Below are 22,446 nucleotides of genomic sequence, written 5' to 3' on the forward strand. Positions count from 1 at the left end.
CGGGTGTTGATATGCCAGGGAAGGTGCGAACCGATACACCGGTCTCTCGGTCGGGTCGGGCGGTGTGACCGAAGGCCGGACCGCCGGGTACTGCGGTCGATGGAAGGTCACCGGCTCGCTGCTCGGCAATCGTTCTGTGGTGCAGCCATGCCAGGAGTACTGCACCGAGGGCAGTGGGTAGAGAGTCCCCGGCAATGACCAGAACGGTGTCTTCGGGAGCCGGCAGTACATACAGGTAGGTCAATAACGAGGCGACGAACATACCGACGAGCACTGCCGAAACGGTGTGCGAGATCCTGACGTGTGGAGCAACGTCCATCAATACGACAGTGCTTCCCTTCAGGACAACGGCGAGCCCCGCGATCGGGTCCGGTCTCTTCGCAGCGTCCGGTACTCCACACCAGGGCAATCGTCCGAAATCTGTCCTGTCACGTGTTCGGACGCTCGCTCACCGCAAGCGGAACGATGCGACCGACCGGGGCACATACGGCTCGGTCGACCGCCGGCGGGCCGCGAGCACTTGCCCAGTTCCGCACCACGATTCACCGGTGTTTCCCGAGCCGCTTGTATCGAGACCTCCTCGGCCGCCGACGGCATCTCGACAGCGGACAGGAGTGGCCGTTCGGATACATTGCCCAACAACGACAAACGCCCGGCGGGACGGGATCCACCGGACGTTTGTGCGAATCGTTCGCGGAAAACCGCGATATCAGCCCTTGTGCTTCTTGACCTCTTCGGTCAGCTGTGGAGCGACATTGAACAGGTCGCCCACGATGCCGTAGTCGGCGATCTCGAAGATCGGCGCCTCTTCGTCCTTGTTGACGGCGACGATGGTCTTCGAGGTCTGCATACCGGCGCGGTGCTGGATGGCACCGGAGATACCGAGCGCGATGTACAGCTGCGGCGAGACCGTCTTACCGGTCTGGCCCACCTGGAACTGGCCGGGGTAGTAGCCGGAGTCGACGGCGGCGCGGGAGGCACCGACGGCGGCGCCGAGCGAGTCGGCCAGCGACTCGACCACCGAGAAGTTGTCGGCGGAGCCGACACCACGGCCACCGGAGACGACGATGTTCGCCTCGGTGAGCTCCGGACGGTCACCGCCCACGATGGGCTCGCGGGAGACGATCTTCACGACGCCCTCTTCCTGTGCCGGGACCTCGACGGTTACCTTCTCACCGGCACCGGCCTGGGCGTTGATCTCGATCGAGCCCGGGCGCACCGAGATGATCGGGACATCACCGTTGGTCTTGGCCTCGACGGTGTAGGCGCCACCGAAGATGGAGTGCACCGCGGAGCCATCGGAGTTCACGGCGACGACATCGGACAGCAGCCCGGAGCCGATACGGGCGGCCAGGCGGCCCGACACCTCTTTGCCCTCGGCGGACGCGGCGACCAGCACGGCGGCGGGCGAGGCCGACTCCGCCAGGCCGGCGAGTACGTCGACCTTCGGGGTCACCAGGTAGCCCTCGGCGTCGTCGGATTCGGCGACGTAGATCTTCTCGGCGCCGGCGGCGGCGAGGGCGTCGGACAGTTTGTCGGTGGTGCCGGGGACACCGACCACCACGGCCGACGGTTCACCGAGAACCCGGGCGGCGCTGAGCAGTTCGGTGCTGATCTTCTTGAGCGCACCCTCGGCGTGCTCGATGAGCACAAGTACTTCTGCCATTGTCTTATCTCCTGAAGTTTCTCGACCGGTAGGGGCGCGGGTCAGATGATCTTCTGGGCGACCAGGTACTGGGCGATCTTGGTGCCACCGTCGCCTTCGTCGGCGACCTTCTCGCCCGCGGTGCGCGGTGGCTTCGGGGTGGAGGCGGTGACGGTGCTGCCCGCGTTCTCCACACCGACGGTCGACGGGTCGATGCCCAGATCGGCCAAGGCGAAGGTCTGCACTTCCTTCTTCTTGGCGGCCATGATGCCCTTGAAGGACGGGAAGCGCGGCTCGTTGATCTTCTCGGTGACGCTCACGATGGCGGGAAGGGTTGCTTCCAGCTTGAACACGCCTTCGTCGGTTTCCCGCTCGCCGGTGATCCTGTCCCCGTCCACGGTGAGTTTGCGCAGGTGGGTGAGCTGCGGAATACCGAGGTATTCGGCGATGATCGCGGGCACGGCGCCCATGCGGCCGTCGGTGGCCTCGTTGCCTGCGATCACCAGCTCGACACCCTCGACCTGGCCCAGCGCACCGGCCAGCACCCACGCGGTCTGCACCGCGTCGGAGCCGTGGATGGCAGGGTCGTTGATGTGGATGGCCTTGTCGGCACCCATGGACAGGGCCTTGCGGATGGCCTCGGTGGCGCGGTCGGGACCGGCGCACAGCACGGTCACCTCACCGCCCTGGGCCTCCTTGATGAGCAGTGCCTCTTCGACGGCGCGCTCGTTGATCTCGTCGAGCACCGCGTCGGCGGCCTCGCGGTCGAGGGTGTAGTCACCGTCGGTCAGCTTGCGCTCGGACCAGGTGTCGGGAACCTGCTTGATGAGTACGACGATGTTCGGCATCGGTCTTCGTCGACCTCCTGTTCTGGTTACCTGATGGTGGTCGCACGATCCGGGCGGCCGTACGTCCTTGTGAGTAGGTCAGGGCGAGACATTACCCTACGTTAAGTTACTGATGGGTAACTTACCATTCGAGTGTAGTGAAGGGCGCGTCGCAGGACCCTCCGACCACCCGAGCGGCGACGTCTACCAGTAACGTCAGTGGGATGAGCGAGGCCCTGCTTCCCGCCACACCCATCAATACCCACGCCGTCGAGCCACTGCCGCTGACCGGCGAACGCACCGTTCCCGGGATAGCCGAGGAGAACTACTGGTTCCGCCGGCACGAGATCGTGTATGCCCGACTGCTGGACCGCTGCGTCGGCAAAGTGGTCCTGGAGGCCGGATCGGGCGAGGGCTACGGCGCGGACATGATCGCGGCGGTCGCCGACCGGGTCGTCGGCCTGGACTACGACCGCGGCGCGGCCGCGCACGTGCGCGCACGGTATCCGCGGGTGGCGATGCTGCGCGGCAATCTGGCCGATCTGCCGCTCGCCGCCGACACCGTCGACGTGGTGGTGAACTTCCAAGTGATCGAACACCTCTGGGATCAGGCGCGTTTCCTGCGCGAATGCCTGCGGGTCCTGCGACCCGGCGGCGAACTGCTGATCAGCACTCCCAACCGGATCACCTTCTCCCCCGGGCGGGATACCCCACTCAACCCTTTCCACACCCGCGAACTGCACGCCGGGGAACTCACCGAACTGCTGGTAGAGGCCGGATTCCGGATCGAGCTGATGACCGGTGTGCACCACGGGCCCACCCTGCGGGCCCTGGACGCCAAGCACGGCGGTTCGTTCATCGATGCACAGATCGAACGCGCCCTGGCCGGGCAACCCTGGCCCGCCGAACTGACCGCCGACGTAGCCGCGGTCGGTATCGACGATTTCGACCTGACCCCCCACGATATCGACGCCGGCCTGGATTTGGTGGCCATCGCGGTGAAACCTTGAGCAACGCACACATCTCCGACGCGGTTCCCGGCCAGTTCACCCTGGTCCTGCACTCCCATCTGCCCTGGCTGGCCCACCACGGCCGCTGGCCGGTCGGCGAGGAATGGCTCTACCAGTCCTGGGCCGCCTCCTACCTACCCGTCGTCGACGTGCTGAGAACCCTTGCCGCCGAAGGCCGTTCACATCTGCTCACCCTCGGCATCACCCCGGTGCTGGCGGCGCAGCTGGACGACCCGCACTGCCTGGCCGGTATGCACCACTGGCTGGGCAACTGGCAGCTGCGCGCCGACGAGGCGGCCATGGCGGGCAATATCGCGCTCGGCCGGCATGAGCACCGCCTGGCCGCCGCCGCACTCACGGAATTCGAACGGAGCTGGCGACACGGGGCCGCCCCGGTGTGGCGGGAACTCGTCGACGCCGACGCCATCGAACTGCTCGGCGGGCCGCTGGCGCACCCGTTCCAGCCGTTGATCGACGAGCGGCTGCGGGAGTTCCAGCTGGTCGAGGGGCTGGCCGATGCCCGACTGCGCTGGGGCCACACACCCACCGGAATCTGGGCGCCGGAATGCGGTTTCACCCCCGGCATGGAGACCGGATACGCCGACGCGGGGGTGACGCATTTCATGGTCGACGGCCCGGCCCTGCGCGGCGACACCACCCTGGGTCGTCCGGTGCGGGATTCGTCGGTCCTGGCGTTCGGGCGGGATCTCCAGGTCAGTTACCGGGTGTGGTCGCCGAAGTCGGGATACCCGGGCCAGGGCGCCTACCGTGATTTCCATCACTACGACCACGACACGGGTCTGAAACCGTCGCGGGTTACCGGCAAGACCGTCGCCGGGCCGGACAAGGCACCCTACGATCCGGAACTCGCCGCCGCCGCCGTGGAACGCGATGTCACGGACTTCGTACGGACCGTGCGGGAACGGTTGATCGGCGAAACCGAGCGGACCGGCCGCCCCGCCCTGGTCGTCGCCGCCTTCGACACCGAACTGTTCGGCCACTGGTGGCACGAGGGGCCGCAGTGGCTGGCACAGGTGCTGCGCGCGCTGCCGGAGGCCGGGATCACCGTCGGAACCCTGGCCGACGCCCGCGACCGCGGTTTCGTCGGCGAACCGGTAGAGCTCACCGACTCCTCCTGGGGATCCGGCAAGGACTGGCGGGTATGGGCCGGAGACCAGGTGCGCGACCTGGTGGAACTCAACGCCGATATCGTCGGCCTCGCCCTGGACACCCTCGGTAAACTCCGCGCGAACGCCGCCGCGCCGGGCCGCGACCCGGTGGCCGACCAACTGCTGCGGGAGGCGATCCTCACCGTATCCAGTGACTGGGCGTTCATGGTGAGCAAGGACTCCGCTGCCGGCTACGCGCGCGACCGGGCACACCAGCACGCGCACGCGGTCCGGGAAATCGCCGCGGCCGTGGAATCCGGTCAGCTCGCCATAGCGCGCCGATTGGCGGCAGGATGGTCCGTGGCCGACGGCCTGTTCCCAGCCCTGGACGCGCGGCGCCTGCGTGTCACCCCGGCAGAAGGACAACGATGAAGATCTTGATGGTGTCGTGGGAGTACCCACCGGTCGTGGTCGGCGGGCTGGGCCGGCACGTCCATCACCTGGCCACCGAACTCGCCACCGCCGGGCACGAGGTGGTCGTACTGTCCCGACGCCCCACCGGCACCGATCCCACCACCCATCCCACGGCCTCCCATATCGCCGAGGGGGTGCTCGTGGTGGCAGTCGCCGAGGACCCACCGATCTTCGATTTCGGCGAGGACATGCTCGCCTGGACCCTCGCCATGGGCCATGCCATGGTGCGCGCCGGAATCGCCCTGAACAAACCCGGTATCGGCGACGGCTGGAGTCCCGACGTGGTGCACGCGCACGACTGGTTGGTCGCGCACCCGGCTATCGCGCTGGCCGAGTACTACGACGTGCCACTGGTGTCCACCATCCATGCCACCGAGGCCGGCCGGCACAGCGGCTGGGTGGCCGGGCGGGTGAACCGGCAGGTGCACTCGGTGGAATGGTGGCTGGCCAACGAATCGGACGCGCTCATCACCTGTTCGGCGTCCATGCAGGACGAGGTGGAGCGGCTCTACCGCCCCGACGGGGTGCCGCTGACGGTGATACGCAACGGGATCGATGTGGGGGCGTGGGCGTTCCGTCCGCGACTGCCGCACAGCGGACCGCCGAGACTGCTGTATGTGGGGCGCCTCGAATACGAGAAGGGCGTGCAGGACGCTATCGCCGCGCTGCCGCGGATCCGGCGCGCCCATCCGGGTACCACATTGACCGTCGCCGGGGTGGGCACCCAGTTCGAATGGCTGCGGGAACGCGCGCGGGCCCACCGGGTGACGCGGGCGGTGCATTTCGCGGGGCAGCTGGAACACGAGGAACTGCTCGGCTGGTTGCACGGCGCGGACGCGATCGTGCTGCCGAGCCGCTACGAACCGTTCGGGATCGTGGCGCTGGAGGCGGCCGCCGCCGGCACTCCCCTGGTGACCTCCACCGCGGGCGGACTCGGGGAAGCGGTGATCGACGGCGTCACGGGGGCCTCGTTCGAGCCCGCCGATATCGACGGACTGGTCGACACGGTGCGAGCCGTCCTCGACGATCCGGCCGCCGCGCAGCAACGCGCCTACGCCGCGCGGGAACGGCTCACCGAAGATTTCTCCTGGGATGTGGTGGCCGTCGAAACCGTCCAGGTGTACACGGCCGCGAAACGCCGCGTACGTACCCCGCTGGGGCGACCGGAGATCATACGACGCCCGCTTCCGGAGCGGGACCCGAACCAGCCGCTGTAGAGTACTCCCAACCCGCGGCGGGCACGGTCGCTTCCCGCCTCAGTCCGTGGGTTCGAAGGCGAAGACCTCACCGATCCGGGTCGCCACCACCACCTCACCGTCCTGGCCGACCGCCGTTCCGGCGGTGGTGCCCTGCCCGCCCGGCAGCAGGTCGGAGTCGATGGTCGCGCCGGTTTCCGTATCGAAGGTGACCAGGTGCAACCCGTCGCCGAGTGCCACGGTGACGTAACCGGTATGGCCCGCCGTCTGCACCGGCATACCACGTAACGCCAGATCCTTGCGCCCCCATACCGGTTCGGCCCGGTCACCGAGGTCACGCAGGGCGAGCAGATAGCCCTCGTCCCCGGCCGGAATGATCAGCCCGTCGTCGGAGACGGAGATCCCGCGACGCGGTTCCCAGTCGAGATCGGCCGCCCATTTGGTGTGTCCGTCGGCGGTGTCGAGGGCGAGCAGTCGCTTGCTGTTGTCGCCGACGTAGAGAGTGTTGCCGTCGGCCGACAGGGCCGGATCGGTGGCACTGCCGCCGTCCAGGATCTCCACCCGCCACTCCTGGTCTACCTTCCCGTCCGCATAACGCAACGCGACCAGCGCGGCCCGGGGATGGCCCGCCTCCCGGACGGTGACATAGACGCGGCCGGTATCGGTGTCGACGGCCGCGAGAGTGGCCACCGGGCATTCGGGGCCGCCGGTCGCGCAGTCCTCGAGCCCCTCACCCGGGGGCGGCCAGTCCAGGCCGGGATCGGCCAGGAAATCGGGCTGCCCCAGCAGCTGCCGGGTCGGGACCACGCGTTTACCGGTCTGCCGATCGATCACGTCGACCTGGCCCGTGTGGGTAATGCTGAGCAGATTGCTGTCGCCGGTGAACTGCAGGGTCACCGGCACCCCCGCCACCGGGATACGCCAGCGCGGCTGCCCGAGATAGTTCATCGAACCCACCCCGCTGTCGTCGCCGACATAGACGTTGGCCATCCCGTCGAGCAGCGTGGGCGAGTAGGCGGCATTGGGCCCCAATGGGTTGCAGAACCGTTTGCGCCCGGTCTCCATCTGGAAGGTGATGATGTTGCAGTCGGCGTCGGTGCGGGTGGTGACGAACATCTGTCCGTCGTGGGCGAGGGTGAGCGGTTGCACCACCGGTCCGCCCACCGGGCGCGACCAGCTCGGACGCAACGCCCGCGACCCGGTGATCGGGCTGGTGGCGCTGTTGCGCCCATCGTGTCCGGCCGCGGGCCAGCCGAGGCCGGGGCCCACGCCGATATCGTCGGTATCGGTGCCGCAGCCGGTGAGCGCGGCCGTCCCCATCACCACCAGCGCCGCCGCATACGCCAGGGCTCGTCCGGTCCCTGGCACGGCCCGTACGCCGCCGCCGATTCGCACCTGCCGTCTCCCTCTATCGTGGTCCTCACCCCGCGTCCGCGCCGTCCGAGGTTAACGGGAAGGGTATCGGCCCGGGACATGGACCGCGAAAGTAGGCTGTTGCGCAGTACCCGACGGATCGGCGATGACAGGAGAACAGGACGTGACGAGCATGTGGGGCGCACCGTTGCGTTCACGCCGGCGTGGCTCACGGCGGCGTGACCCGCGGCAGGCCCGTTTCCTCACCTCGGCCTCGCTGCGCTGGGTGCTCGCCAACCACGCCTACACCCCCTGGTATCTGGTGCGCTACTACCGGTTGTTCAAGTTCCGCCTGGCCAACCCGCACATCATCCTGCGTGGCATGGTGTTCCTCGGCCGCCGCGTGGAAATCCACGCCACCCCCGAGTTGGGTCGGCTGGAGATCGGGCGCTGGGTGCATATCGGCGACGGTAACGCCATCCGCTGCCACGAGGGTTCGCTGCGCATCGGCGACAAGGTGGTGTTCGGCAAGGACAACGTAGTCAACACCTACCTGGATATCGAGATCGGCGAGTCCACGCTGGTCGCCGACTGGTGCTATATCTGCGACTTCGACCACCGGATGGACGATATCCACACCCCGATCAAGGATCAGGGGATCGTCAAGAGCCCCGTACGGATCGGGCCCGATACCTGGATCGCCGCCAAGGTCACCGTATTGCGGGAGACCCGGGTCGGCCGTGGCTGTGTCCTCGGCGCGCACGCGGTGGTCAAGGGCGATATTCCCGACTACAGCATTGCCGTCGGCGCACCGGCCAGGGTCGTGAAGAACCGCAAGGAGGCCTGGGAGGCCGGGGCGGAGGCACGGGCCGCGTATGCCGTCGCGCTGGAGGACATCGAACGGAAGAAGAACGGTGCAGGCCGGCAGGCATGAACCGGCGGGCCGCGGCCCTACTTCAGCGACTCCATCTTCTTGACGACCCGCTGCACGGTGAGCCACGTGCGGGTGGTGATGTTCTTGCCGTGGGTACGCTCCAACCAGGCCATGAAGTTGGGGGTGGTGGGGGTGCTGTTGTCGATGACGGCGAGAAATACGCGGGCGGCGGGGTCGTAGCCGACGACACGGGTGCGCGGATCGGGATCGCCGGGTGGTTCGACCGGTGCGCGGCCGGCGCCCTTGAGAAAGGTCGCGGTCAGATAGGTGCTGCGGCCGTGCGTCAGCCCTTCGAACGGATCGCTGTCGAGCAGGGCGCGCAGTTCGGTGTGGTCACGGATGATCGTGCCGCCCGGGATACCGAGTTCGGCGTTGAGGGCGTTCTGGACCCGGTCCTCCAGAACGGAGACCTCGGCCGGGTCGGCACGGAATACGATATTGCCGCTGGCCAGGACCGAGGCCACCGATTCGAATCCGAGCCCGGTGAACACCGCGCGCAGTTTCTCATTGCTCATATTCGGGTTGCTGGGCATGATCCCCCGCAGCAGCGCCGTGTACATCATCATGGACAGACCGTAGCGCCGCGCACCGACAACCACTCGGCATTCGGCAGCCCCTCGATACACCGGGTGTGTTTTCCGGGTCCCGGATGTGTGCGGCCCCGCCGGCGACTCGGCGGTCAGCGCCCTGGGCGGGCACCACTCGGCACCCAGAGCTCTCCCCGGATACGTCCCACGACGTACGACGCGATCCGAACGAACGGTGACGCAGTGCGTTTCGGTTCGGGCACCGAAAGTGCCGCTTCCCTTCCCATCCGTGAACCCGGTGAAAACTGTTCATAAAATAGAGGGATAATCCCTATTGATAATTTCGCGCTCGTATCGTCCCGCGAACTCGCCGCAGACCTTCTGCAACCATCGGGAGCACCGAAAATTCCCGAAAATGGTGCTCTTACGCAATATTCATCGATAATCGTGGTCGCTCGCCGTTTGCCCGACCGTACGCGGACGGCAATATTTTCGCGCCGCGCTCATCGACTGTCCGCCTACGGTGACAATATGCCTTCCACACAATAGGAATACGGCTGTTCACGGATCTATAGACTCATCGCAATGACGGAGTTCCCCACGGGCACAGCAGAATCTACCTTCCCCGCGGTTACACGCATGCTGCTTCGATCCGACGGCTCGATGACAAAACTGTTGGAAGCCCTCCTCGGAGAACCGCTATTCCTCGACTTACTGGAACAGCGCCGTACAACCGCAGACGAACTGCCGGACGAGACGAGGTCGGCCCTGGGATGCCGGGAATCCGATCCGGTGATCCTACGCCGATCCGTCCTGGTCACCGAAAGCGGCAGGGCCGTTTCCGAGAACTCCGTCGCCATAATGGCAGAGCACGAACTCGCACCCGTCCTCACCGACAAACGAACGCCTATCGGCCACAGCATGTCCGCCGCCGGGCGGTATATCGCGCGAACGGTTCTCACCACCGGGGTCACCAACTGGACCGCATCGGGGCACCGGAACGGAGCTCGGTGCGTATACAAGGAAAGCGTTCTACATGACCATGTCTTCGCACCGGTGGCATACCTGCACGAAAGGATAGATCCCGCGTTCGCGCCGCTGGAGAGAAGTTCGTGAAGGTATTGGTCGTCGGTGCCGGAATAGATGGTCCGGCACCGACATCGAGCCCGCATGCCGGCGCCCATCGATGGTGTCCGAGAACTGCGACCACTGGACACCTTCGGCCGCAGTGTTCGGTGCATCGCGGTGAGTCGCAGGCCCTGCCGCTCGCGGAGGCACGGGACCGCCTCGACGACCCGGTGACCGGATCACGGGCGTACGAATCCGCCCGGCCGAACGCGGTGAACGCCATCGTGCTCGCCACTCCCGATATGCCGATGGGCCGAGCGCTGCGGCCGGTGGCCGAACGCGCGCCCGAGGGCTGTCACCGCACCGGCGCGGCGTAGCCTACGAGGTCCCGTGTTCCGCACCGCGGTGTGCGGTGCAGAGGAAAACGAGCGGGCTGCGGCCTATTCGGGTGATGACCACGGTATACGGTCGGGTACCCGCGGGCTTCAGGCGCTGTCGCAGCCGATCGGGGTCGACGTCCACCCCGCGGACCAGGATTTCCAGGGGTCCACAGTCGCGCCGGCGGAGCTCCGCGCGTAGCGACTTCTCCCGGAAGTCGAGGCGGTCCAGGATGCGGAACCCACGGACGCCGTCGGGGACCTGGTCGCCGGTGAGGTACGCGATTCGCGGATCAAACTGCCACAGACCGTACCGCGCCGCATAGTGGCGCACCAGGCCGGCGCGGACCACGGCACCATCCGGATCGATGATCCACTCTCCCGGTTCGCGCTCGGGAATATCGTCGGGGTCGGCGTCGGTGAGCGTCATCGTGGCGCCCCTCGTGGTGAGGACGGTCGCGCGGCGGGTGATGCCCGGATCGGTGAGACCGGCGGACCAGAGGCAGGCCTCGCGAACGGAGCCGTCCAGCGACACGAGTTCCACCTCGCCCGGCCAGGCCAGGCGGTCGAAATCCAGGCCGGGTGCGCATTTCACGGCCAGATCGCGTCCGGCGTAGGCGTCGAGCAGCTCCGGGAGCGGCGGTTGCAGTTTCGCCGGGTCGTAGGTGCGTCTGCCCTCCGCGCGGCGTGCCGGGTCGGCGATGACGACGGTGTCGGTACTACAGGGCCGCAGTGCATCGGCGCGGACCAGGACGATATTCCGCTTCGACGGGACCGCGCCCGTCGCCGTGGCCGCCGGCACATCCCGGTGCGCCAGGTTGTACCGGGCCATCCTGAGCCGGACGGTATCCAGATCGCTACCGATAACGGCCGGACAGACCCGCGCCAACTCGGCGAGCTCCGCACCGATGGAACAGGTCACGTCGTGCACGGCGCGACCGGCCAACCGCGCGGCCCGATGCCGGGCCACCGCAGTAGGGGTGGCCTGTTGCAGGGCGTCGTCGGTGAACAGCCACTGCCGCGCGTCGGTCAGCTTGGCCGCCGCACGGCGACGCAACCGCACCGTTTCGACGAGCGCCGCCGCCCGCGCACCGTGCTCTCGACGGACCCGCTGCACATCGCGCACACGGGTAGCCGGGGACAACTCCAATCGGTCGACCTCGAGCAGCGCGACACCACCGGCCGCACTGGTGAGGTATTCGATATCCGCCGGATCGAAGTCGTATCCCACTTATTCGGCGGTGACCGGTTTCACCCCGGTGATCATGGCGTTGTAGAAGAACCGGCGCGGCACCACACGGCGCATGACCTTCTCGTCCACCCAGCTCAGCCCCAGCCATGCCCGGTACATGGCCATCCGGTAGCGCCAGGTGAGCTTCTCCTCCGGAACGGCGGCCTCGAAGGTGCGCACCGGCCAGCCCCACAGGGCGGCGGCGAACTCCTCGGTGTGTGCGGCGACATCGACGGCGCCCGCGGAACGGGCCATGGCCTCGAGTTCCGACGGGTCGAAGGTGTGCAGGTCGACCACGGCCTCCAGTGCGGCAGCCCGGGAGGATTCGTCCAGCTCGGCCTGGGGCCGCCGCCAATCCCGCAGGAACGGGAGTTTGGTGATGGTGGTGGTGGCCTTCCAGGTGATGTTGCCCAGGTTGCGGGCATAGAGGTTGCCGACGGTGGTCGGCTCGCCGGCGAAGACGAAACGGCCGCCGGGCCTGAGGACGCGCAGACATTCCCGCAGCGACAGTTCCACATCGGGGATGTGGTGCAGGACGGCGTGGCCAACGACCAGGTCGAAGGTATTGTCGTCGTAGGGGATGGTCTCGGCGTCGGCGACGCGACCGTCGACGTCCAGGCCGAGGTTCTCGGCATTACGCAGCGCGACCTTCACCATGCCGGGCGACAGGTCGGTGACCGAACCGCGCTTGGCGACGCCCGACTGCATCAGGTTCAGCAGGAAGAAACCGGTACCGCAGCCGAGTTCCAGCGCCCGCTCGTACGGCAGCTGTACCGGGCCGACGGCGGCGTCGAAACGTCCGCGGGCGTAGTCGATACAGCGCTGGTCGTAGGAGATGGACCATTTGTCGTCGTAGGTCTCGGCTTCCCAGTCGTGGTAGAGGACCTGGGCGAGCTTGGTGTCCTCGAAAGCTGCTTCGACCTGCGCCGCGGTGGCGCGCGGGTTCGGTGCGGGGTCGTCTGGGCGTACCGTCATGGTGGCACAGCCTAATGGACAGGGCCGGACGCCGATCCGCCGCCGGTCACGGGCACGGCCCGGGCGTAGGCGACCGCCATCAGCGGCCGACGAACCGCGCGGAGCCGGGGCCGTTCCGGGCGTAGGAGCGGGTGCCGATCAGCCGGTCCTCGGTATCGAAGAGTTCCGCCCATTCGGTGCGAGCCCGGTCGTGGCCGTGCGCGCCGGCTTCGAATACGGCCTTCGCGGCGGCGAGGGCACGGGCCGGGCCGGCGGTGAACTGACGGGCCCAGGCGACAGCGGCCGGGTAGACGTTGTCGGGGGCGACGATCCGGTCGACCAGGCCGATACTCAGCGCCTCGTCGGGGGAGACGAAACGGCCGGTGTAGACGAGGTCCTTGGCGGCGCCGGAGCCGACGAGGCCGGCCAGCCGGCGGATACCGGCGAGCGGGATGAGTCCGGCGTGGATCTGCGGAAAACCCAGCTTCACATTGTCGCCGGCGATGCGGCGGTCGGCGCCGAGGGCCAACTCCAGACCGGCGCCGAGGGCGTAACCGCTGATGGCGGCGACCGTGGGCTGCGGGACACGGGCCAGGCAGCCCAATGCGTGCTGCAGATCCGCCGCCATGGCGGCGGCCCGGGCGCTGTCCAGTTCGGTGAGTTCGGCGAGGTCGTCGCCGGCGCAGAACACCCGTTCGTCGCCATAGACGACCAGGGCCGCGACCCGCGGATCGGCGGCCACTTCGGCGGCGGCCGCCGCCACCTCCCGCACCACCTGGGCATTCAGCAGGTTCACCGGCGGGCGGTTGATCCGCAGCACCGCTACCCGGCGCGGGTGCTCGCCGTCGAGCTGATCCAGGGTCACGAATTCGGCCATGGACCCAGACACTACCGGGTGCCCTCCGGTTCGTTCGCACCCGCGAAACCGCCGAGCAGCGACGGATCGGTATTCCGGATCCCCGTGGACCCGACCAGCCGCGACGGATCGGGCAGCTCGGCGAAATACCGCTCGTTGTTCGGGAACCGGAGCAGTTTCCTACCGGCCACCTCGCCGAACTCCGGCCGGATGGGCGTGATGTCGGGCTCCGCGGCGAGGATCTGCGCGGTGGAGTCGTAGCGGCTCAGCGCGTCGAGCTGCGACCAGGTGGGTGGCAGCAGCACATGCTCGCCGGCCCGCCAGGTATCCAGCGCGACGGCCGGGGTGCACCACTGCACATGATCGGTTTCCGAGGTCGCGCCGTCGGCCAGCTGTCCGTCGGGCAGTACCGCGACGAAGAAGTGGGTGTCGTAGCGGCGGGGTTCGACCGTGGGGGTGACCCAGCGCGCCCAGGGACGCAGCAGGTCGGCGCGCAGCACGAGTCCCTCCTCGGCCAGGAACCGCGCCAGTGTCAGTTCCCGGCTCTCCACTTTCGCCCGCGCCGCCCGGTAGCCGGCGGTATCGGCCACCACCGTATCGGCGGTGGGACCGGCCAACAGCACCCCGCATTCCTCGAATGTCTCCCGCACGACCGCACAGACCAGCGCCTTCGCCCGCGGTTCGGTGACCCCGTACCGCCGCGCCCACCACCGGGGCGGCGGCCCGGCCCATTCGATGTCGATCTCCGCGTCGGAGGGGTCGACCCGCCCACCGGGGAACGCCGTCATCCCCGCCGCGAAGGCCATGGCCCCCGCCCGCCGCTGCAGGAACACCTCCGGCCCCCCGGCGCCATCCCGGACCAACATGACCGTCGAGGCGTCCTTGGCCTCCGGCACCTCCGAAGAATCCGGCACTGTCGTCTCACTCACACCAGCACACTAACCGCCTCACCACCTCGGCACCCGGCTCACCCCGTGTTCCCCGCCCCCACGGCACAACTTCCACGAACTGCCGCGTATCCGCTCCGAGTGTCCCGCGTTCGAACCGCACTGTCCGGCGCATACACGTAGAGACCGAAGTCGGCCAGGATCGGACGAACACGAAACCACGACAAGGAAGCCCCGGTCGAGAGCCGGCGAAGGCAACCGGCACGAATGTGCCCCCTCACCTCCGTACGACAGGCGCACCCTCGTGTAGAGACCGCACCTTCGTATAGGGACAGGGCTCGAACACCCGCCGCTGCGCGACGGACAAACCCCGGGATCACGCCCCTGCTGCCTCGCGCTGGTCCAACCGAAGCGACATCACGCGGAAAGGGAAGATCCGAGATGGCAGGGGCACAACCCACGCCACCAGGAGGCGACACAATCCGACATGGCCCGTCCCGGCGTCCGAACCGCCCGGAGCGACGTCACGCACCGGCGGCACAGGGGAAGACAAACCCCAGGCTCACGAGACCATAAAGGGTTGCGGCCCGTCTCGCGTTTCAGCGACCGAAGCGCATGCGCCGAAGGCGGCGCCATTAGACACGACTGCGGTGGCGGCCCAGACGGCGCGCGCGGCGGGCGAAATAGCGGCCCTCGACACGGTCCAAGGCGATGGACTGGCGGAATGCCTCGCTGAGGTTCTCGGCGGTCAGGACGTCGCCGAGCAGCCCCTGGGCGACGACCTCACCCTCGTTCAGCAGCAGACAGTGGGTGAAGCCGGGCGGGATCTCCTCGACATGGTGGGTGACCAGGACGGTGGCGGGGGCGTCGGGGTCGGCGGCCAGATCGCCGAGGCGTTCCACCAATTCCTCGCGACCGCCCAGGTCCACACCGGCGGCCGGTTCGTCCAACAGCAGCAGTTCCGGGTCGGTCATGAGGGCGCGGGCGATGAGGACGCGTTTGCGCTCGCCCTCGGACAGGGTGCCGTAGGTGCGGTCCAGGAGATGTTCGGCGCCGAGGCTTTCGAGCATGTCGATGGCGCGGTCGGTATCCATGTCCTCGTAGCGTTCCCGCCAGCGGCCGAGAACCGCGTAACCGGCGGAAACCACCAGGTCGAGAACCCGTTCATCGGCCGGCACCCGGGCGGCCAGCGCCGCCGAGGACAGGCCGATCCGTGGACGTAGCTCGCTGATGTCCACTTTGCCCAGGATTTCGCCGAGCAGGTGGGCGGTCCCGGAGGTGGGATGGGTCTCCGCGGCGGCCACCCGGAGCAGCGAGGTCTTGCCCGCGCCGTTGGGGCCGAGGACGACCCAGCGTTCGTCGAGTTCGACCCGCCAGGTCACCGGGCCCACCAAGGTGTGCCCGGAACGGCGGACGGTAACGTCGGTGAAGTCGATGAGCAGATCGGGATCGGGGTGTGGCACGCGCTCCATCTTGGCTCGAGGTGACCGGGTATGCGCCATCGGGCCACACCGTACTCAGGAAACCGGACCGGCCGGTGTGGCGATAACCGTCATGGAACCGGGGGCAACTTCGGTGAAACCGGCATCGCGGACCGCCACGGCCGTGCCGGCGGCGACCATACGGCTCAGCCGGGCCCAGTGCTCGGAGTCGGCTTCTCGGACGGCACAGCCCAATCCCCGCTGCGCCCACTGCCTCGCCTCCTCCAGGGGCAGGGCACCGGCGAGCAGCATACCGGCGTGGCCGACCTGGGCGGCGGCCTTGCCGAGGGTCATCTCGAGAGCCGAGTTCACCCACAGCACCGGCACATCGGATGGCGGCGGACCAGGGTCGTCGTGTTCCAGGTCGGTGCCGCCGATCTGCAGCCGGCGAATACGCTGATCGACCGCCCCCACCGGGCCTGGCACGAATGCCCGCGCCTGCGCCCCGTCGATATCGACGGTGACGCCCTCCACTTCGTTCGCGGCACGCCACTGCGCCCCCCGGGCCCGCCGCGCCACCTTCCGGATACGGGACCGCTTCCAGGCCAGATACCGCTGCTCCCACTCCCCGCCCGGCCCCACTCTCGGGTCCAGACACAGCGCCACGGCCGCGGCGGCCGCCGCGGCGAGCAGCGCGCTACGCGGCGGCGGATCGGTTTTGGGCAGGTGCAGCACCATCTGCATGGCCTGGACCAAAGCGGGATCCTCGGGGTCGCCGCCACCGCCGTAACCGGCCGCCAGTTCCGCGTGGCGCGCGGAGAAACCGCTGTCCGCCGCCACCGAAAACACCGGCCGCGTCGATTCGTCGGTCCGGAGACAATCGTCGGGCCCCTGCCCCACGGAGTCATATTCTCGGCAGCTCACCGCACTGTCCGGGTTGATCGGTTCCACCCACTCTCCCATGCCAAAAATCGACTTCGGTCAGCCTACCCAGCGACCGCGAGCGATTTTCTCTCGTGCGGCGCCGCCGGGCGCCCGATCGAATCCGTCACCGTCGGACCCACCTCGGCCCTGAACCGCCCGCCCCGATGTGCCGAGTCTTACGAGGCCCACAAAGGGTTGCGGCCTGTCTCGCGTTTCAGCGCCCGAAGCGCATGCGCCGAAGGCACGAGTCTCGGGCGCCGAAACGCGAGACCCGCCAGGGCCGCAACCCCGCGCCGCCGGAGGCGGCGCAATCAGACACAGCGCCATTAGAGCGGCACTCGGCGCAGCAGCCCGTCCTCGGCGTCGGCGGCTTCCACCTCGTCGCGGGTGACACCGAGAATGAACAGCACCGCGTCCAGGTACGGCTGCGACAGCGCGGTATCGGCGACCTCCCGCAGGGCGGGTTTGGCGTTGAACGCCACGCCGAGACCGGCCGCGTTCAACATATCGATATCGTTGGCGCCGTCACCGACGGCGATGGTCTGTTCCATCGGAACCCCGGCCTCGGCCGCGAACCGGCGCAGCGCCGACGCCTTGGCGGCCCGGTCGACGATATCGCCGACCACCCTCCCGGTGAGTCGCCCGTCCACGATTTCCAGGGTGTTGGCCTGCATGAAATCGAGTTCCAGCTCGTGGGCGAGCGGTTCGATCACCTGCCGGAAACCGCCCGAGACCACCCCGCAGCGAAAACCCAGCCGCCGCAGCGTGCGGATGGTGGTGCGCGCGCCCGGGGTCAGCTCGATACGCGCGGCGACCGCCTCGATCACCGACTCGTCCAACCCGGCCAAGGTCGCCACCCGCTGGCGCAGGGATTCGGCGAAGTCGATCTCGCCGCGCATGGCCGCTTCGGTGACCTGCCGGACCTGCTCCTCCACCCCGGCGTGCGCGGCCAACATCTCGATCACTTCCCCCTGAATCAGGGTGGAGTCGACATCGAAGACGATCAGCCGCTTGGCCCGCCGCGCCAGACCCGCCCGCTCCACCGCGATATCGACCCGCTCGGCGACCGCGACATCGGCCAGTGCTGTACGCAGCTGCTCGTCGGCGGCGGACTCGGGCACGGTGACCAACAGCTCCATCCCGGTCACCGGATAGTCGGCAATACCCCGGATGGAGTCGATATTGACCCCGAGTGTGGCCAGCTGCCGGGATACGGTGCTGAACGCGTGCGCGGTCACCGGGGCGCCCAACACCACGACGGCGTGTGTGGAGACGGGGCCGCGGGTGGGATCAGCGTCGATATCCACCTCCACGGTCATACCAACGGTGTTCATCGCCTCCTCGAGTTCGTCCTGCAGCGCCTCCGGATCGCTCGGGCGGGTGATGAGCACCCCCAGGGTCAGTCGACCACGGATCACGACCTGTTCGACGTCGAGCAGACTCACCCGATGCCGCGACATGGTCGCCAACAGCACGGACGTCACACCGGGCCGGTCGGGTCCGGTCACGGTGACGAGAACGGTGGTCTCGGCCAAATCAGTGCGCTCCTGTGTCTGATTGCGCCGCCTGCCGGCGGCGCGGGGTTGCGGCCCTGCGGGTCTCGTGTTTCAGCGCCCGAGACTCGCGCCTTCGGCGCATGCGCTTCGGGCGCTGAAACGCGAGACGGGCCGCAACCCTTTGTGGTTTCGCGAGCCCGGGGCCTTGCCCTTTCTGCGCGGTGTCGCCGGCGCGACGTGGGTCCGGTCGGCCGGGGCCTGGAGTGGGTCCCGACCACCAGGGTTGGGCCGTGCGGGGAGAGGGCGGGTGTCATCCGTGTCTCTACACGAGTGTGCACCCGCCGTGGGGGTGACGGGTGCACACTCATTGCGAACTGATGGCTTCCGCTAGCTCTTGACCAGGATTTCCTCGTCGTGGGTTTCGTGTTTGCCCGTGCCCCAGCCGACATGGGCCTCCGCGCGCATGCGCTCGACCATATGCGGGTAGTGCAGTTCGAACGCGGGACGCTCGGAGCGGATCCGCGGCAGTTCGTAGAAGTTGTGCCGCGGGGGCGGGCAGGAGGTGGCCCATTCCAGCGAGTTGCCGTAACCCCACGGGTCGTCGACGGTGACCACCTCGCCGTACCGGTAGCTCTTGAAGACATTCCACAGGAACGGCAGCATCGACGCGCCCAGGACGAAGGCGCCGATGGTGGAGACGGTGTTCAGGCCGGTGAAGCCGTCGCTGGGCAGGTAGTCGGCGTAGCGACGCGGCATGCCCTCGGCGCCCAGCCAGTGCTGGACCAGGAATGTCATGTGGAAACCGATGAACGTGGTCCAGAAGTGCCATTTCGCCAGGCGTTCGTCCAGCATGCGGCCGGTCATCTTCGGGAACCAGAAGTAGATACCGGCGTAGGTGGCGAACACGATGGTGCCGAAGAGCACGTAGTGGAAGTGCGCGACCACGAAGTACGAGTCGGTGACGTGGAAGTCCAGCGGCGGGCTGGCCAGGATGACACCGGACAGACCACCGAACAGGAAGGTGACGAGGAAGCCGATGGAGAACAGCATCGGTGATTCGAACGTCAACTGTCCCTTCCACATGGTGCCGATCCAGTTGAAGAACTTCACCCCGGTGGGAACCGCGATGAGGAAGGTCATGAAGGAGAAGAACGGCAGCAACACGGCGCCGGTGGCGTACATGTGGTGCGCCCACACCGCGATGGACAGGGCCGCGATACCCAGGGTCGCGTAGACCAGGGTGGTGTAGCCGAAGATCGGCTTGCGGCTGAACACCGGGAAGATCTCCGACACGATACCGAAGAACGGCAGCGCGATGATGTACACCTCGGGGTGGCCGAAGAACCAGAACAGGTGCTGGTAGAGCAGGATGCCGCCGGTGCCCGGATCGTAGATGTGGCCGTTCAGGTGACGGTCGTAGGCCATACCCATCAGCGCGGCGGTGAGCAGCGGGAAGGCGAGCAGCACGAGCACGCTGGTGACGGCGATGTTCCAGGTGAAGATCGGCATCCGGAACATGGTCATACCGGGTGCGCGCAGGCACACCACGGTGGTCAGCATGTTCACACCGCCCAGGATGGTGCCCAGACCGGAGACGGCCAGGCCCATGATCCACAGGTCGGTGCCCACACCCGGCGAGTGCAGGATGTCGGTGAGCGGCACGTACGCCGTCCAGCCGAAGTCCGCGGCGCCGCCCGGGGTGATGAAACCGGCGGTCGCCATGGTGGCGCCGAACGCGTACAGCCAGTAGCTGAACGCGTTCAGGCGCGGAAAGGCGACGTCGGGGGCGCCGATCTGCAGCGGCAGGATGATGTTGGCGAAACCGAACACGATCGCCGTCGCGTAGAACAGCAGCATGATCGTGCCGTGCATGGTGAACAGCTGGTTGAACTGTTCCGGGGAGAGGAACTGCAGGCCGGGACGTGCCAGTTCACCACGCATCATCAGGGCCATCAGGCCGCCGATGAGGAAGAACGCCATCGAGGTCGTCAGGTACATGACACCGAGGACCTTGGGGTCCGTGGTGGTGACCATCTTGTAGATGAACGACCCCTTGGGACCGGTCCGCGCCGGGAATGGGCGAGCCGCCTCCACTCGAGGGACTGGCTTCTGGGGCTCTACGGCAGTCACTGATCCTCCTGAAGGTGCCTCGGGTCGCTCCGCAGGCTCCACTGTCAGCGGCCCTCCCGCGTACGGGAGGGCCAAGGGTTCGCTTGCGCTCTTCGAATCGTAGACCGTGCCTCATCGCCGGGCCGATCGGGTCCTACTCTGTGTCGTATACGGCGGGCCCGACGGGGCGGGTGGTCCATCGGAGCCGGCCCGATCGGGCCCTGTCCGGCACCGATGAGTTCCGGAGCCCGGACCGGGTGTTCCCGCCGGGGGCGGCCGATCCGGCCGGATGACGGTGCCGCTCGGCCCGAGCGGAGCCGGGTTCGGCGTCGGCGGCGAGAAGAGCCGAACCGCTTCGGGCATGTACCCTCACCGGCATGCCGGTGAGCGCTGTACGCACCCGAATCCGCACTGTTCGCCCGGGCAGGCCGCTCGGGCGGACCGGCCGCCTGGTCGGCCGGTCCGTGATCGCGGCTGCCTGTGTGGCGTTGGGCGTCTCCGGTTGCGCCGGCACACCGGACGATTCCGCGTCCATCATCCGCACCACCACGAAGATCGCGGGCGCCGGAGTGGTCGGGCCGGGGCGCGATACGACGCGCGCGTGCGCGCTGCCCACCGCGCCCGACCCGGCGGCCGGCCCCACCCGCGCCATCACACACGCCGCGGGTGTCTCCGAGGTGCCCGCCGATCCGCAGCGCATCGTGGTGCTGGGGACTTCGGCACTCGACGCCACCTGCGCCGTCGGCCTGTGGGAGCGGGTGGTCGGCGCCACCACGGTGCCGGGTCCGGTCACCCAGCCGTCCTATCTGGGTTACGGCGTGCTGGAAATCCCGGGCGTGGGCACGGCCAACGCTCCCGATCCGGCGCTCATCGCGCAGCTGAAGCCGGATCTGATCCTCGGTGGGGTTTCCACCGACAGTGCCGGATACGACGCGCTGCGCGCCATCGCGCCCACCGTTCTGGTCGGCGAGCACGACTCGTGGCGGGACGAGTTCACCGCGCTGGCGACCGCCATGGGCCGCGCCGGCGCCGCCGACGCCGCGCTCGGCGCCTACCGCACCGAGGCCGGTGAGATCGGCGACACCCTCCATTCCCGGCTCACCCAGGCCTCGCTGGTCCGTTTCACGGCCGACGGCGGCGAGGTCGTGGGGTCGGATACCTTCGCCGCGGGTGTGCTCGCCGATATCGGCGCCCAGCGCCCGACCGCGCAGCGGGGTCGTTCGTTCCCTCTCGACGAGGCCGACCCCGTGCAGGCCGAAGGCGATGTCATCTATGTCATGTTCGCGGGTGAGGCCGGGCTCGAACACGGTAAGTCCGTGATGGAATCCGATCCGTGGCTCGAACTCGGCGCGGTGAGCGATCAGCGGGTCTTCGTGGTGGACGACGCACTCTGGCACACCACCGGCCTGACCGCGGCCCGGGCGCTGCTCGGCGATATCGCCGATACGCTCAACGCCTACGGCGGCGACTGAACCGTCAACCACCCCTTGGGGGTGTGGTTTGCCCACCTGTGGTGGGTGTGGACCAGCGCTGCGGGGGGCTGTCGTAACCCCGCGGTGGCAGGATTCTCGGATACATACCCATCCGGCTCCTCAACCCGAGGGATACCCGCCATGTATACATGGTCCGCATCGCTTGTCGCCAACCTCCCCACCGTGGCGTCGCCCCAGGCGTTTCCCGAGGTCGATCCGAACGCGGTGGTGGTGTCGAGCGTTGACTGTGATCTCACCTATCCCGAATCGGACCGCCGACCCAACCGCCTCGCCCGGGTACCGCTGCGGCACCGGGACGAACCGGGCACCCGAATAGCGATCTCGGTCGACTCACCGATCGAACGGGTCATGGTCGAACACGCCGTCCTCGAGATCGACGGCACACCGGTGTACACCGATTCCGACGCCCCGCTCACCACAGGCGACCACCCGGCGGCCCAGGGATCCGCCTGACCCTGGTTCCGCGCCGGCCGCGCGATCCGTCCACTCGGGCGCGCGGCCCGATATTCACCGGTACCGCCGTGCTCCGCGCGCTGCGGTACCGCAGCCTCCTTC

The 22,446-nt window shown here is 68.1% G+C and carries 20 protein-coding genes and 1 pseudogene; 9 read left to right on the plus strand and 12 right to left on the minus strand.

What is annotated here, in order from left to right; genetic code table 11:
• Positions 1-709: 709 nt before the first annotated feature.
• Positions 710-1,666 carry an electron transfer flavoprotein subunit alpha/FixB family protein gene (locus ON20_RS17905; protein WP_040836971.1) on the minus strand — a complete coding sequence of 319 codons (957 nt, stop codon included), beginning with the start codon at positions 1,664-1,666 and terminating at the stop codon, positions 710-712.
• Between the two features lie 41 nt (positions 1,667-1,707).
• Complete coding sequence (locus ON20_RS17910) at positions 1,708-2,493, minus strand: electron transfer flavoprotein subunit beta/FixA family protein (RefSeq protein WP_040836973.1); 786 nt, start codon at positions 2,491-2,493, stop codon at positions 1,708-1,710.
• Between the two features lie 203 nt (positions 2,494-2,696).
• On the opposite strand from ON20_RS17910, the gene ON20_RS17915 reads away from it, so the two are divergent.
• Genes ON20_RS17915 through ON20_RS17925 form a run of 3 tightly spaced genes read left to right on the plus strand, consistent with a single transcriptional unit; the run spans position 2,697 to position 6,282 of the window.
• On the plus strand, positions 2,697-3,482 hold the full coding sequence (locus tag ON20_RS17915; RefSeq protein WP_040836976.1) for a class I SAM-dependent methyltransferase: 786 nt from the start codon (positions 2,697-2,699) through the stop codon (positions 3,480-3,482).
• Positions 3,483-3,493: 11 nt separating this feature from the next.
• Complete coding sequence (locus ON20_RS17920) at positions 3,494-5,023, plus strand: 1,4-alpha-glucan branching protein domain-containing protein (protein WP_086009019.1); 1,530 nt, start codon at positions 3,494-3,496, stop codon at positions 5,021-5,023.
• The gene (locus ON20_RS17925) at positions 5,020-6,282 is read left to right on the plus strand and encodes a glycosyltransferase family 4 protein (protein WP_040836979.1); all 1,263 of its coding nucleotides are present in this window, start codon (positions 5,020-5,022) and stop codon (positions 6,280-6,282) included. Before ON20_RS17920 ends, ON20_RS17925 begins: the two co-directional genes overlap by 4 nt.
• Before the next feature lie 39 nt (positions 6,283-6,321).
• Here the strand turns inward: ON20_RS17925 and ON20_RS17930 are convergent, their stop codons facing one another.
• Positions 6,322-7,656 carry an outer membrane protein assembly factor BamB family protein gene (locus ON20_RS17930; protein WP_245547297.1) on the minus strand — a complete coding sequence of 445 codons (1,335 nt, stop codon included), beginning with the start codon at positions 7,654-7,656 and terminating at the stop codon, positions 6,322-6,324.
• 142 nt (positions 7,657-7,798) lie between these two features.
• Between ON20_RS17930 and ON20_RS17935 the strand changes: the two genes are divergently transcribed.
• Positions 7,799-8,548: an acyltransferase gene (locus ON20_RS17935; protein ID WP_040837034.1), complete on the plus strand. Its 750-nt coding sequence runs from the start codon at positions 7,799-7,801 to the stop codon at positions 8,546-8,548.
• Positions 8,549-8,565: 17 nt separating this feature from the next.
• Here ON20_RS17935 and ON20_RS17940 read toward each other — a convergent pair whose 3' ends face one another.
• Positions 8,566-9,114, minus strand: a complete 549-nt coding sequence (locus ON20_RS17940) for a DUF1697 domain-containing protein (protein ID WP_040837036.1) — start codon at positions 9,112-9,114, stop codon at positions 8,566-8,568.
• Between the two features lie 600 nt (positions 9,115-9,714).
• On the opposite strand from ON20_RS17940, the gene ON20_RS17945 reads away from it, so the two are divergent.
• Both ON20_RS17945 and ON20_RS17950 read left to right on the plus strand, forming a co-directional pair.
• Complete coding sequence (locus ON20_RS17945; RefSeq protein ID WP_157228880.1) at positions 9,715-10,191, plus strand: chorismate pyruvate-lyase family protein; 477 nt, start codon at positions 9,715-9,717, stop codon at positions 10,189-10,191.
• Between the two features lie 119 nt (positions 10,192-10,310).
• On the plus strand, positions 10,311-10,520 hold the full coding sequence (locus tag ON20_RS17950; RefSeq protein ID WP_040836982.1) for a hypothetical protein: 210 nt from the start codon (positions 10,311-10,313) through the stop codon (positions 10,518-10,520).
• Between the two features lies 1 nt (position 10,521).
• Here ON20_RS17950 and ON20_RS17955 read toward each other — a convergent pair whose 3' ends face one another.
• The 4 genes from ON20_RS17955 to ON20_RS17970 all read right to left on the minus strand — a co-directional run bounded on the left by ON20_RS17955 (position 10,522) and on the right by ON20_RS17970 (position 14,427).
• Complete coding sequence (locus ON20_RS17955; protein WP_040836984.1) at positions 10,522-11,751, minus strand: class I SAM-dependent methyltransferase; 1,230 nt, start codon at positions 11,749-11,751, stop codon at positions 10,522-10,524.
• A complete protein-coding gene (locus ON20_RS17960) occupies positions 11,752-12,726 on the minus strand; it encodes a class I SAM-dependent methyltransferase (protein ID WP_040836986.1) in 975 nt (324 codons plus the stop codon).
• A 79-nt stretch (positions 12,727-12,805) separates the two neighbouring features.
• On the minus strand, positions 12,806-13,582 hold the full coding sequence (locus tag ON20_RS17965; RefSeq protein ID WP_040836989.1) for an enoyl-CoA hydratase-related protein: 777 nt from the start codon (positions 13,580-13,582) through the stop codon (positions 12,806-12,808).
• Positions 13,583-13,593: 11 nt separating this feature from the next.
• Complete coding sequence (locus ON20_RS17970) at positions 13,594-14,427, minus strand: NUDIX hydrolase (protein WP_169332353.1); 834 nt, start codon at positions 14,425-14,427, stop codon at positions 13,594-13,596.
• 103 nt (positions 14,428-14,530) lie between these two features.
• Here ON20_RS17970 and ON20_RS39020 point away from each other — a divergent pair.
• Positions 14,531-14,758 (plus strand): annotated as a pseudogene (locus ON20_RS39020) (cytochrome c oxidase subunit I); the annotation flags it as partial.
• Positions 14,759-15,083: 325 nt separating this feature from the next.
• On the opposite strand, the gene ON20_RS17975 reads toward ON20_RS39020, so the two are convergent.
• The 4 genes from ON20_RS17975 to ctaD all read right to left on the minus strand — a co-directional run bounded on the left by ON20_RS17975 (position 15,084) and on the right by ctaD (position 20,419).
• A complete protein-coding gene (locus ON20_RS17975; RefSeq protein ID WP_040836991.1) occupies positions 15,084-15,920 on the minus strand; it encodes an ABC transporter ATP-binding protein in 837 nt (278 codons plus the stop codon).
• A gap of 45 nt (positions 15,921-15,965) precedes the next feature.
• Positions 15,966-16,832, minus strand: a complete 867-nt coding sequence (locus ON20_RS17980; RefSeq protein WP_083865014.1) for an aminoacyl-tRNA hydrolase — start codon at positions 16,830-16,832, stop codon at positions 15,966-15,968.
• Between the two features lie 287 nt (positions 16,833-17,119).
• Positions 17,120-18,328 (minus strand): phosphoserine phosphatase SerB, encoded by a 1,209-nt coding sequence (serB, locus tag ON20_RS17985; protein ID WP_040836993.1) that lies wholly within the window; start codon positions 18,326-18,328, stop codon positions 17,120-17,122.
• A 348-nt stretch (positions 18,329-18,676) separates the two neighbouring features.
• Positions 18,677-20,419 carry an aa3-type cytochrome oxidase subunit I gene (gene ctaD, locus ON20_RS17990; protein ID WP_040836996.1) on the minus strand — a complete coding sequence of 581 codons (1,743 nt, stop codon included), beginning with the start codon at positions 20,417-20,419 and terminating at the stop codon, positions 18,677-18,679.
• A 356-nt stretch (positions 20,420-20,775) separates the two neighbouring features.
• On the opposite strand from ctaD, the gene ON20_RS17995 reads away from it, so the two are divergent.
• Together ON20_RS17995 and ON20_RS18000 are read left to right on the plus strand one after the other, a co-directional pair.
• The gene (locus ON20_RS17995; protein ID WP_083865015.1) at positions 20,776-21,870 is read left to right on the plus strand and encodes a helical backbone metal receptor; all 1,095 of its coding nucleotides are present in this window, start codon (positions 20,776-20,778) and stop codon (positions 21,868-21,870) included.
• A gap of 141 nt (positions 21,871-22,011) precedes the next feature.
• On the plus strand, positions 22,012-22,344 hold the full coding sequence (locus tag ON20_RS18000; RefSeq protein WP_051162726.1) for a hypothetical protein: 333 nt from the start codon (positions 22,012-22,014) through the stop codon (positions 22,342-22,344).
• The last annotated feature ends 102 nt before the right edge of the window (positions 22,345-22,446 follow it).

The organism is Nocardia brevicatena NBRC 12119 (genome assembly GCF_000308495.1).
In the GTDB taxonomy this organism is placed as follows: Bacteria; Actinomycetota; Actinomycetes; order Mycobacteriales; family Mycobacteriaceae; genus Nocardia; species Nocardia brevicatena.

Coding starts and splice junctions, on each gene's coding strand:
- ON20_RS17905 (WP_040836971.1), bottom strand. CDS start 1,666: ATGGCAGAAGTACTTGTGCTCATCGAGCACGCCGAGGGTGCGCTCAAG.
- ON20_RS17910 (WP_040836973.1), bottom strand. CDS start 2,493: ATGCCGAACATCGTCGTACTCATCAAGCAGGTTCCCGACACCTGGTCC.
- ON20_RS17915 (WP_040836976.1), top strand. CDS start 2,697: ATGAGCGAGGCCCTGCTTCCCGCCACACCCATCAATACCCACGCCGTC.
- ON20_RS17925 (WP_040836979.1), top strand. CDS start 5,020: ATGAAGATCTTGATGGTGTCGTGGGAGTACCCACCGGTCGTGGTCGGC.
- ON20_RS17940 (WP_040837036.1), bottom strand. CDS start 9,114: ATGATGATGTACACGGCGCTGCTGCGGGGGATCATGCCCAGCAACCCG.
- ON20_RS17945 (WP_157228880.1), top strand. CDS start 9,715: ATGCTGCTTCGATCCGACGGCTCGATGACAAAACTGTTGGAAGCCCTC.
- ON20_RS17960 (WP_040836986.1), bottom strand. CDS start 12,726: ATGACGGTACGCCCAGACGACCCCGCACCGAACCCGCGCGCCACCGCG.
- ON20_RS17965 (WP_040836989.1), bottom strand. CDS start 13,582: ATGGCCGAATTCGTGACCCTGGATCAGCTCGACGGCGAGCACCCGCGC.
- ON20_RS17970 (WP_169332353.1), bottom strand. CDS start 14,427: ATGTTGGTCCGGGATGGCGCCGGGGGGCCGGAGGTGTTCCTGCAGCGG.
- ON20_RS17975 (WP_040836991.1), bottom strand. CDS start 15,920: ATGGAGCGCGTGCCACACCCCGATCCCGATCTGCTCATCGACTTCACC.
- ON20_RS17980 (WP_083865014.1), bottom strand. CDS start 16,832: ATGGGAGAGTGGGTGGAACCGATCAACCCGGACAGTGCGGTGAGCTGC.
- ON20_RS17995 (WP_083865015.1), top strand. CDS start 20,776: ATGCCGGTGAGCGCTGTACGCACCCGAATCCGCACTGTTCGCCCGGGC.
- ON20_RS18000 (WP_051162726.1), top strand. CDS start 22,012: ATGTATACATGGTCCGCATCGCTTGTCGCCAACCTCCCCACCGTGGCG.